The sequence below is a fragment of the Roseateles aquae genome, from assembly GCF_032337115.1.
Taxonomy (GTDB): domain Bacteria; phylum Pseudomonadota; class Gammaproteobacteria; order Burkholderiales; family Burkholderiaceae_C; genus Roseateles_C; species Roseateles_C aquae.
Window position 1 is genome coordinate 149,073 of record NZ_JAVXZY010000001.1, and the last position, 11,701, is coordinate 160,773.

Consider the following 11,701-nt stretch of genomic DNA (forward strand, 5'->3'; position numbering starts at 1 on the left):
CCGTTCTTGCATCGGAACGGCCGGGAACACCGGCCGCCGCTGCAAGCGCGATGAATGAACGATTGATGCTCTGACGAGCCGGTATCGGGCCACAAGCCCGCCATGCCAGAAGGATTGCCCCATGTTGATGTCTGCCCTGAAGCCGCTCGGCGAACTCGAAAACGCCGCTGAATTTCACGCCCGCCACATCGGCCCCGATGCCGCCGACGAAGCCGCGATGCTGTCGGTCATCGGCGCGGCCTCGCGCCGTGCGCTGATCGAGTCCATCGTGCCGGCCAGCATCAAGCGCTCGCAGGGCATGCAGCTGCCGCCGGTGGCGTCTGAAGCTCAGGCGCTGGCCGAGCTGAAAGCCGTGGCCGCGCAGAACAAGGTGCTGAAGAGCTATATCGGCCAGGGCTATTACGACACCCTGACCCCTGGCGTCATCCTGCGCAACATCCTCGAGAACCCCGCCTGGTACACCGCCTACACGCCCTACCAGGCCGAGATCTCGCAAGGCCGGATGGAGGCCCTGGTCAACTTCCAGACCATGGTCACCGACCTGACCGGCATGGCCATCGCCAATGCCTCGATGCTCGATGAAGCCACCGCCGCCGCCGAAGCGATGACGCTGGCCGCTCGCGTCGGCAAGAGCAAGAGCACGGTGTTCTACGTTGCTGACGACGTGCTGCCGCAGACGATGGAAGTGGTGCGCACCCGCGCCATCCCGCTGGGCTTCACCGTGCAGACCGGCCCGGCCGCCGAGGCTGGCGCTGCCGACTGCTTCGCTGCCCTGCTGCAATATCCGGCCGTTACCGGCGAGGTGCGTGGCCTGCAAGGTGTGGCCGATGCACTGCACGCCAAGGGCGCGCTGCTGATCGTCGCGGCCGACCTGCTGGCGCTGACGCTGATCAAGGCGCCGGGCGAGCAAGGTGCCGACATCGCCGTGGGCACCACCCAGCGCTTTGGCATGCCCATGGGCAATGGCGGCCCGCACGCCGCCTACATGGCCTGCAAGGACGAGTTCAAGCGCAATCTGCCCGGCCGCCTGGTCGGCGTCAGCGTTGACGTGCATGGCAACCCGGCCTACCGCCTGGCGCTGCAGACCCGCGAGCAGCACATCCGCCGCGAGAAGGCCACGTCGAACATTTGTACCGCTCAGGTGCTGCCGGCGGTTGTGGCCAGCATGTACGCCGTCTATCACGGCCCGCAAGGCCTGAAGCGCATTGCCCAGCGCGTGGCCAGCTACGCCGCCGTCCTGGCCCAGGGCCTGAAGGGCCTGGGCTATGAGCTGCTGAATGCTTCGGCCTTTGACACCCTGCATGTGCAGACCGGTGCCAAGACCGAGGCGCTGGCTGCCGCGGCGGTCGCTGCCGGCATGAACCTGCGCCGTGCCTCGGCACAGAGCCTGTCGATCTCGCTCGACGAAACCACCACTCGCGCCGATCTGCAAGCGCTGCTGGCCGTGTTCGCCGAGGGCAAGCCGGTGACCGGCTTCGAGTCGTTCGAGAAAGGCATCGCCAGCCTGATCCCGGCCGAGCTGGTGCGCAGCAGCGCCTACCTGAGCCATCCGGTGTTCAACCGCTACCACTCGGAAACCGAGATGCTGCGCTATCTGCGCGGCCTGGCCGACAAGGATCTGGCGCTGGACCGCAGCATGATTCCGCTGGGCTCCTGCACGATGAAGCTGAACGCCACCAGCGAGATGATCCCCATCACCTTGCCCGAGTTCGCTGGCGTCCACCCCTTCGCGCCGCACGATCAGCTCAAGGGTTATGCACTGCTGAACGAGCAGCTGACCAGCTGGCTGTGCCAGGCCACCGGCTATGCCGGCATCAGCCTGCAGCCCAATGCCGGCTCGCAGGGCGAGTACGCCGGTCTGCTGGCCATCAAGGCCTGGCATGAGTCGCGCGGCGAAGCCCATCGCAATATCTGCCTGATTCCTGAATCGGCCCACGGCACCAACCCGGCCTCGGCCCAGATGGTGGGCATGCAGGTCGTCGTCACCAAGTGCGACAAGGAAGGCAATATCGATCTGGTCGACCTCAAGGCCAAGTGCGAGCAGCACGCCGCCAAGCTGGCCGCGATCATGATCACCTACCCCTCCACCTACGGTGTGTTCGACACCCATGTGAAGGAAATCTGTGCGCTGGTGAAGGCCCATGGCGGCCGCGTCTATGTCGACGGCGCGAACATGAACGCGCTGGTCGGCGTGGCCGCGCCGGGCGAGTTCGGTGGCGATGTGTCGCACCTGAATCTGCACAAGACCTTCTGCATCCCGCACGGTGGTGGCGGCCCGGGCGTCGGCCCGGTCTGCGTGGTCGCCGATCTGGTGCCCTTCCTGCCGACCCACCGCTCGGCCGGCTATGAAAGCCCCACCGCCATCGGTGCCGTCTCCGCTGCGCCCCTGGGCAATGCGGCCGTGCTGCCGATCTCGTGGATGTATGTCCGCATGATGGGCGCCGACGGTCTGCAGGCAGCCACCGAAACCGCCATCCTGGCCGCCAACTATGTGGCCGCCCGCCTGGCCGATGCCTATGACATCCACTTCAGCGGCAATATCGCTGGCGTCAAGGGTGGCGGCGTGGCCCACGAGTGCATCCTGGACATCCGCCCGCTGAAGGACGCCACCGGCGTCGGCGCCGAAGACGTGGCCAAGCGCCTGATCGACTACGGCTTCCATGCACCGACGCTGTCCTTCCCGGTGGCCGGCACGCTGATGGTCGAGCCGACCGAGTCGGAATCGAAGTTCGAGCTGGACCGTTTCTGCGATGCCATGCTCGCCATCCGTGCCGAGATCGACGAAGTGGCCAAGGGCACCTGGACCCGCGAGGACAACCCGCTGGTTAACGCGCCGCACACGGCCGAAAGCCTGCTCAAGGCCGACTGGGCCCATGGCTACAGCCGCGAAGTCGCTGCCTACCCGGTGGCCACGCTGCGCAAGCAGAAGTACTGGGTGCCGGTGGGCCGCGTCGACAACGTCTACGGTGACCGCAATCTGTTCTGCTCCTGCCTGCCGGTGGGTGAGTACGAACAGGCCTGATCAGGGAGTGGCCCCTCGCCGAGGGGCCTTTTCTGGCCACAGCTCGCCGTCACGGTGATTGAGCGAGCAGGCCGGCATGAGGAGGGGAATGCAATGGACGATAGTGACCAGAGTCTGACCGCCCTAGCCGTGCTGAGCCCTGCCGGCAAGCTGATTGCCCAGGGCCGCCACCGGATCGAGCTGCGCTCCTGGCAGCCGCCGGTGCTGCCGCTGCGTAATCTGCTGATCGTCGAGAGCCAGCGCCAGGTCGCCGCCGAAGGTCAATGGGACCCTGAAGCCTGTGGGGTGGCGCTGGTTGATGTACTGTCGGTCAGTCCCTGGTCGGGCGCGCCGGGCATGTATGCCTGGGAGCTCTCGAACATCCGCCCCATCTGCCCCAAGCTCTGTCCGCTGCCGGCGCGCAGCGGTCTGTACAGCGTCAATCTTTGCGCCACCCGCGAAGCGCTGGAAACCTGATCGAAAGACACCATGGCCGTTTCCGTTTTCGACCTGTTCAAGATTGGCATCGGCCCCTCCAGCTCGCACACGGTGGGCCCGATGCGCGCGGCACGCCTGTTCGTGCTGCGCCTGCGCCACGAAGGCCTGCTGGACAAGACCAGCCGCGTGCTCTCGCAGCTCTATGGCTCGCTGGGCGCGACCGGCAAGGGCCACGGCAGCGACACCGCCGTGCTGCTCGGCCTGGCCGGCCATGAGCCGGATACCGTCGATGTCGAACGTGTTGCCGAGTACCTGAGCGCCATTCGCGGGGCCAAGCGCATTGCCTTGATGGGCGAGCATGAGATCGCTTATGACGAAGCCAAGGACCTGACGCTGTTCCGCCGTCAGAGCCTGCCGCTGCACGCCAACGGCATGCGCTTCACCGCTTTTGACGCCCAGGGTGAGGTGCTGCAGGAGCGCACCTACTACTCGGTGGGCGGCGGCTTTGTCGTCACCGAGGAAGTGCTGGCCGATGGGCAGAAGCAAAAGGTCATCGCCCCCGACGCCACCGTGCTGCCCTACCCTTTCAAGACCGGCGACGAGTTGTTGGCCCTGACCCAGCAGCATGGCATCAGCATCGCCGAGGTGATGCGACGCAATGAGCGCCACTGGCGCAGCGACGAGGAAACCCGCGCCGGCCTGCTGCGGATCTGGCGCGTGATGCAGGACTGCGTGCAGCGTGGCTGCAAGACCGAGGGCATCCTGCCCGGCGGCTTCAAGGTCAAGCGCCGCGCGCCGGACCTCTACCGTGCACTGACCAGCAATCCCGAGGCGGCCCTGCGTGATCCGCTGCAGGTGATGGACTGGGTCAACCTCTACGCGCTGGCGGTCAACGAAGAGAACGCGGCTGGCGGCCGTGTTGTCACCGCGCCGACCAACGGCGCGGCCGGCATCGTGCCGGCCGTGCTGCACTACTACAGCCGCTTCGTTCACAACGCCAGCGACGATGGGGTGATCGATTTCCTGCTCACCGCCGCAGCGATCGGCATTCTCTACAAGGAGAATGCCTCCATCTCCGGCGCTGAGGTGGGTTGCCAAGGCGAGGTCGGCGTGGCCTGTTCGATGGCGGCGGCGGCGCTTTGCCAAGTGATGGGCGGTACGCCGGAACAGGTGGAGAACGCCGCCGAGATCGGCATGGAGCACCATCTGGGCCTGACCTGTGATCCGGTCGGCGGCCTGGTGCAGATTCCTTGCATCGAGCGCAATGCGATCGCGTCGGTGAAGGCCATCAATGCGGCGCGCATGGCCCTGCGCGGCGACGGCACTCACTATGTGAGCCTGGACAAGGTCATCAAGACCATGCGCGACACCGGCGCCGACATGATGACCAAGTACAAGGAAACCGCGCGCGGCGGCCTGGCGGTCAATATCGTCGAATGCTGATGATCTGACGGGCCATGAGCTAGCCCCCTCGCGCGTCGCTCAGCGCAGCGGCGGCGCGTCGTGGGGCAGCCAGTGCTTGTAGATGCTGGCGAAGCGCCCATCACGCTTCATCTCGCGCAGCTTCTCGGCCCAAGCCTGCACGACGGCATCAGGCGTGTCCAGCGAAAAGGCGATATAGCCTTCGGCGCTCGCAAAGCTGTAGACAATTTCCAGCGCATCCTCGCGGATACCTGCCTGTGCCAAGGTTTGTGGCATCGAGATCCGCTCGGTCGCGAACAGCGGCGCCCGCCCCGCCAGCAGCATCCGTATGCCTTGTACGGGATCGCTGACCGGCACGAGGTTGTTGAAGCCTTGGCTGCTCAACTGTTCCGCCGTATACCAATCGCGAACGACCAGCACCGCGTTGGCGCGCCTGGCGTCGTCCAAGGAACGCAGACGCAGGCCATCATGGCGCGGCGCATAGAGTGAACTGTAGAAGGTCACGATGGGACCCACCCACTTGAACAACTTCTCGCGGCCCGGCGTCCGCGCCATTGCGAACAGAGCGCTCGCGCCCGGCCCTTGCACCTCGCGGTAGGCACGCGACCAGGGCAGGAATTCAATGCTCTGCTGCTGACCCAGGCGGCGCTGAATCTCCGTGACCAGATCGATCGACAGGCCGCGTGGTGTGCCCTCCTGACTGAAGTTGATCGGTGCGAACTCTTCGCTGAGCAGGCGCAGTTCACCCGGCGGCAAGGCCAGGCCTGGCCGACAGGCCAGCATCAGAGCGATCGAAAGACAAAAAAGGCGCCACATGGTCGGGCGCCATGATAGAGATCAAGGCCCGAACCCACTGTGCACAAATGCGCAGAATTGCCGGACATGCAACGAAGGACCACATCGACTCCAGCGCTGCCTCATTCACCACCTACAGCGGTGTCGCGATGAAAGGCAGTACGGCGATCGACAGAGCGGCCGCCGCCCGTTGAAAGCGCGGGCGATCAATCCTTGCGCAAGCTCTGGCGGCGCCGCTGTAAAAGCAGCAGCGCAGCGAAGCCGCTGAACATCATCGCCAGGCTTGATGGTTCGGGCACCGGCGGCGTGCCGCCACCACCGCCACCGGTGGCGCAGTTTTGCGTTGTGCAGATCGTGCCTGCGCCACCGCTGAACTGTGCTGTGCCGGCATAGTCGGTGCCCGAGGCGACGTAGAGGCGAGATCCGGCTGGCAAGGCCAGCTGGGTCAATGTCACCGTGTTCTGCACATCGGCAATGCCATTGCCATTGACCCAGGTCGTCAACGTGGAATCCACATAGAACGGCGTGTTGTAGGCAAAGCTCAGCTGAGCCGACAGATCCTCGTTCAACACCAGGGTGCCGCTGCCACTGCTACCGATCCAGCTGTTGCTGGCGATGTCGTAGATGCTCTTGTACCAGCTGTCGCTGTTGGCGTCGTAATAGGCACTGAGGCCCAGCACGGTGTGACCCTGGAAGTCGCGCTGCGCCCAGTAGATCTGCGCGGAGCCGGTGATGCTGCCGTTGGCGCCCAGGCTGCCATCAATGTGATAGGTCGGCGTCAACACGCCGGTGCCGGATGCGCCGCCGATGTAGTAGAGCTCTTCCCAGCGTGACTGGGCGGTGGCATTGGCGTTGTTGGTGATCCGGGTATCGACGTCGACCGTCGGTCCGATGCAAGCGCCACTGCCGTCAGTCATGCAGAAGGGCTGGCTGGTGGTGACGTCAACGGGATTGAAGCCGCTCAGCTCGACCTTGGCATGGTTGTGCCTGAAGTCGGTGCTGGTGTAGATGTTGTAGTTCACGTCGGTCATGCCCAGGCCGACGGTATCACTCCAGGTGCCTGCGGCCGTGCTGGTAAAGGGCAGGCTGCTGGTGTCGTAGACGGTGTTGTAGGAATAGACATAGCCGAACTGATCGCGGCGGCTGTAGCTGCCCAGCGGCGGGAAGTTCAGGCTGGTATCGGCGTTGTACTCGCCCCAGAGATAGTTGCTGACCCGGTAGGTCTGCGCTTGCGCCGAGGCGGCGAACAGGCCAACTGTCAACAGGGCTGCCGGCATGACCAGCAGACGCAAAGACTTCTTCATGGGTTCTCCCATTGTGTTTCCGCAGCGCCAACACACCCCTCATCGCAGCCGTCAGCGGGCTGCTCGCTGCGGCTGGAAGCAGACTAAGCGAAACGGATTTGTCCAGCTTCATGCAGGCTAGGGATATGTCCCTGTTGGCGGGGACGCCGGTGCGTTTGGCTTGCGTTGGATCAGCAAAAAGGGGCGCCTCGCGGCGCCCCTTTTAGGCATAAAGCAACAGCGCTCGCGCCGTGTCAGTCGTCACCGGCGGCCAGCGCGGCTGTCGCCGGCATGGCGGGCTCCTCAGGCTCTGTGCGGGTCTGGCGACGATCCCGGACGAGATAGGAGTACAGCACTGGCACAACCACCAGCGTCAACAGCGTCGAGGTCAGCACGCCGCCGATGATGGCGCGTCCCATGGGCGCCTGCACCTCGCCGCCCTGGTTCAGGGCAATGGCCATCGGCAGCATGCCAAAGACCATGGCCGCCGTGGTCATGATGATCGGGCGCATACGCACCAGGCCGGCTTCCAGCAGCGCCTCGGGGACGCTGGCACCGCCCTTGCGGGCATGGTTGGCAAAATCGATCAACAGGATGGCGTTCTTGGTCACCAAGCCCATCAGCATCACCAGGCCAATCATCGAGAACACGTTCAGCGTCGTGCCGGTCAACAGCAGTGCCAGCATCACGCCGATCAGCGCGAGCGGCAGCGAGGCCATGATGGCGATCGGCTGGATGAAGCTGCCGAACTGGCTGGCCAGCACGATGTAGATGAAGATCACCGCCAGGCCCATCGCGCTGAGCAGGCCCGAGAAGGCCTCCTTCTGCTGCTTGCCGGCGCCGTCGACATTGAAGTTCACGCCGGGCGGCAGCTCCATCGACTTGATCATCTTCTGCACATCGGCATTCACGTCGCCTGAGGGGCGGCCTTCGGTGCCGGCAAAGACGGCTTCACGACGCTGCAGGTTCTGGCGGCGTATCACCTCGGGGTTGAAGACCGATTCGATCGTGGCGACCTGATCCAGGGCGATCGGCGAGCCGTCCTTGGCGAAAGCCACCGGCAGCTTGAGCATCTGCTCGACGCGCTGACGCTGCTCGACCGGCAAGCGCAGCAGCACCTCGACCTGATTGCCGTCGGGCGTGGTCCAGTAGGTGGCGACCTCACCGTTGACATAGGCCCGCAAGGAGGCGGCGACCTGCGCGCCGGTCAGGCCCAGTTCACGAACGGCCGAATCCTTCAGCTTGACCGCAAAGGCCGGGATGCCGGGCTTGACGGTGGTGTCCACATCGACGGCGCCGGGCACCTTCTTGATCTTGGCGACCAGATCCTGGGCGACGCGGGTCAGCACCTCGGGATCGTTGCCGAGGATGGTGATCCAGATGTCACGGTTGCCGCCCACGCTGGCATCAACGCCAGGCACCTTGGCGATATCGGCCCGGATGGCGTCCTCAACTTCCTTTTGGCTGCGTTTGCGATCCTTGCGATCGACCAGCGCGATATTCAGCGCGGCCTGGTTGCGCCCAGTGGACATGCCATCGCCGGTGCTGCCCACCACGGTAGAAACCGTCTTGATCTCCGGATAGTGGCTAAGGATCTCCTCGACCTGGGCCACCTTGGCATTGCTGCGCTCCAGGCTGGAGGCCACCGGCAGGCGCAGATTGACCTGGGTGAAGCTGTCGTCGGTCCTGGGCGCGAACTCGGTACCCACGAAACCTGCCAGCACCAGGGCCAGCACAAAGCTGCCACCACCGGCCATCATCACCAGGCCTCGCGGGGTGATGGTGGCCAGGCGCAGGCGGCGCTTCTGGCTGCGGTCACGCTGACCATCTGCTGCGAACGGGCGGCCATAGACCGGGATAGGCGGCACAAAAAGGCGATAGCGCCGGCTGGAGAAGGCCCAGCGGATCAGCCGCTCATAGACGCGGTGCAAGAACTCCAAGCCCGCATCGGTGCCACGGATCAGGTGGCCGATCACCGGCATGCGCTTCAGGTAGTGGCTCGGCGGGTCCTTCCAGACCGAGCTGAGCATCGGGTCCAGTGTGAAGCTGACAAACAGGCTGACCAGCACCGCCACAGCGACAGTGATGCCAAAGGGATAGAAGAACTTGCCGATGATGCCGCGCATAAAGGCCAGCGGCACGAACACGGCACAGATGGCGAAGGTGGTGGCCATGACCGCCAGGCCGATCTCGTTGGTGCCGTCAAAGGCCGCGGCGCGGTGGCTCTTGCCCATGCCGACATGGCGAACGATGTTCTCGCGCACGACGATGGCGTCATCGATCAGCAAGCCAATGCACAGGCTCAGCGCCATCATCGTCATGAAGTTCAGCGTGAAGCCGAAGGCATGGACGGCGATGAAGCTGGAGATCACCGCGATCGGCAGCGTCAGCCCGGTGATGATGGTCGAGCGCCAGCTGTGCAGGAACAGGAAGACGATGGCCACGGTCAGCAAAGCGCCTTCGATCAGCGTGTGCTTGAGGCCGTTCAGCGAGTCCTTGACGTTGTCGCTGGACGCGTAGATCAGGTTGAGCTCGACATCCTTGGGCAGGTTCTTGCGCAGCTCTTCCATCGCCTCCTTGACGCCCTCGCCGGTGCTGACGATGTTGGCATCCTGCTGCTTGAAGATATTGAAACTGACGGCCTGTGCGCCATTGATGCGGGCCAGGCTGTCGGGCTCACGCTCGCGCTCGACCAGGCTGCCCAGATCACCCAGCGTCAGCACCAGATTGCCACGGCGGGCCACAACCACGGCGGCAAACTTCTTGGGATCACGCACCCGCCCTTCAACGCGCAGGATGGCGTCGGCGTAACGGTCCGAGATCAGGCCGACCGGCTGATCGATATTGGCCTCGCGCAGCGCCGCCGAGATTTCCGCCGGCGTCACGTTGTAGGCACGCAGTCGCAGCGGATCGAGATCGATGCGCACCTCGCGCGTGACCATGCCGCTGACGTCGACCCGCGCCACGCCGTCAACGCGGCCCAGTCGCTTGGCCACCGTCAGCTCGGCCAGCATCGACAGCTCGCGCGCCGGCCGCGTCTTGCTCATCAGCGCGGCCAGCACGACGGGCTGGTTGTCCTCGACCTGTGCGCGAGCGATATTGGGCGTCTTGGCGTCCTTGGGGAACACCGCCTGCACGGCGGACACGCGGTCGCGCACTTCCTGCATGGCGCGGCCCATATCGGTGTTCAGGCCGAACTCGACCTGCGATTGCACGCGCCCTTCAAAGCTGCGCGACACCACCTTCTCGACGCCAGCAATCGTGTTCAGCGCCTCTTCCAGCGGCTTGGCGATTTCACGCTCGACCGCCTCCGGCGATGCGCCGGGATAGCGCACATCGACGGAGGCGACCGGGATGCTGATATCGGGCATGTTCTCCACGCCCAGCTTGGCGTAGGAGAACATGCCCAGCACGCACAGGGCGACCATGACCATGGTCGCGAAGACCGGGTTCTGGATGGAAACGCGGGTCATCCACATGAGCGGCTCCTCAGTTCTGTGCCGCAGGCACGGTCGGTGTGGCCTCGGCCAGCTTGAGCTTGCTCGGCACGATGGCCGCGCGCATGCCTTCCTTCAGATTGTCAAAGCGTGCGCCCAACACCTGGGCCGTTGGCGTCAGGCCTTGCAGCACCTCGACGCGCCCTTCGCGGGCATCCTTGCGCCCGGTGGTGACGATGCGGCGCAGCAGGCTGCCGTTCTCGATCATCCAGACCTGCTCCTGGCCGCCATTGCTGGTCACCGCACTCTCGGGCACGGTCAGGCGCTGGGCGTTGTCCGGCAGCTCGACCCGCGCCATCGCGTACTGGCCGGCGCGGAAGGCCTCGTTGGGATTGGCCAGTTCCAGCGTCAGGCCGATGGAACGGGTGCCCGGCTCGGCTGCAGGAGCGATACGGCTGATGCGTGCCTCCACCGGTTTGTCCGTGCCCTCGACCCGCACCTGCACCGGCATGCCGGGCTTGAGGCGGCTCACCTCGTGGGTGCCCACCAGGCCGGCCAGTTCCAGCTTGCTCAGATCGACGATGCTCAGTAGCTGCTGCTCGGGTGAGAGCTTTTCGCCCGGCAGCGCATGGCGCTTGGACACGACGCCGCTGATCGGAGCGACCAGATTGGCCTGCTTCAACGAGACCTGGGCGGTGTCCATCTGGGCCCGAGCCGCCAGCAGCTGGCCACGTGCCGATTCCATTGCGGCGCGCGAGGCGTCCAGTGCCGTTGAGGCGATGAAATTCTTGCTGGCCAGATCCTCGTTCGCCTTGAAGGCGCGTTCGGCCTGGTCGAGCTGGGCCTTGGCCGCTGCCACGCTGGCCTGGCGCTCGGCCACGCGGTAGCGCAGCTCTTCCAGATCGACCTGGCCGAGCGACTGGCCGGCCCGCACCCGCGAGCCCTCGCCAACGGACAGAGCCAGCAGCGTGCCGGCGGCCTTGCTGCGCACGACCACGGTGCCCGGCGCCACCAGCGGGCCGGAGAACTCGATCATGTCCGGCATGCTGGCCAGGGTCGGCTTGATGACCTCGCTGGGCAGGAATTCCAGTGGGACGGCCTTCTTGTCCTCAGCCTTGGCTGCCGATTTGGCGTCAGCAGCGCTGGCCGCACTCGCGCCGGCCTGCGCCTTGTCGGCCTTGGGTGCCTCGCTCTTGCCCGCAAAAACCGTCACCGCTGCGCCACCTGCCAGCACCGTTGCCACCACACCGCCGATCAGCCATTGCTTGCGCATGGTCATCTCCCATCAGAGCAAAAAACACAAGATGGGGGCAGTTTAGGAATCG

At 65.2% G+C, this 11,701-nt stretch carries 7 protein-coding genes; 3 read left to right on the forward strand and 4 right to left on the reverse strand.

Translation table 11 applies throughout. From position 1 onward, the window contains the following. Positions 1-121 precede the first annotated feature (121 nt). From gcvP to RQP53_RS00680, 3 genes are all read left to right on the forward strand, one after another. Positions 122-3,022 (forward strand): aminomethyl-transferring glycine dehydrogenase, encoded by a 2,901-nt coding sequence (gene gcvP, locus RQP53_RS00670; RefSeq protein WP_315648013.1) that lies wholly within the window; start codon positions 122-124, stop codon positions 3,020-3,022. Between the two features lie 93 nt (positions 3,023-3,115). Then, positions 3,116-3,478, forward strand: a complete 363-nt coding sequence (locus tag RQP53_RS00675) for an ASCH domain-containing protein (protein ID WP_315648014.1) — start codon at positions 3,116-3,118, stop codon at positions 3,476-3,478. A 12-nt stretch (positions 3,479-3,490) separates the two neighbouring features. Continuing rightward, on the forward strand, positions 3,491-4,882 hold the full coding sequence (locus RQP53_RS00680; protein ID WP_315648015.1) for an L-serine ammonia-lyase: 1,392 nt from the start codon (positions 3,491-3,493) through the stop codon (positions 4,880-4,882). 39 nt (positions 4,883-4,921) lie between these two features. Here RQP53_RS00680 and RQP53_RS00685 read toward each other — a convergent pair whose 3' ends face one another. From RQP53_RS00685 to RQP53_RS00700, 4 genes are all read right to left on the reverse strand, one after another. Beyond that, complete coding sequence (locus RQP53_RS00685; protein WP_315648016.1) at positions 4,922-5,644, reverse strand: substrate-binding periplasmic protein; 723 nt, start codon at positions 5,642-5,644, stop codon at positions 4,922-4,924. A gap of 218 nt (positions 5,645-5,862) precedes the next feature. Continuing rightward, the gene (locus RQP53_RS00690; protein ID WP_315648017.1) at positions 5,863-6,960 is read right to left on the reverse strand and encodes a PEP-CTERM sorting domain-containing protein; all 1,098 of its coding nucleotides are present in this window, start codon (positions 6,958-6,960) and stop codon (positions 5,863-5,865) included. Between the two features lie 233 nt (positions 6,961-7,193). After that, on the reverse strand, positions 7,194-10,418 hold the full coding sequence (locus RQP53_RS00695; protein ID WP_315648018.1) for an efflux RND transporter permease subunit: 3,225 nt from the start codon (positions 10,416-10,418) through the stop codon (positions 7,194-7,196). A gap of 10 nt (positions 10,419-10,428) precedes the next feature. After that, the gene (locus RQP53_RS00700) at positions 10,429-11,649 is read right to left on the reverse strand and encodes an efflux RND transporter periplasmic adaptor subunit (protein ID WP_315648019.1); all 1,221 of its coding nucleotides are present in this window, start codon (positions 11,647-11,649) and stop codon (positions 10,429-10,431) included. Positions 11,650-11,701 lie beyond the last annotated feature (52 nt).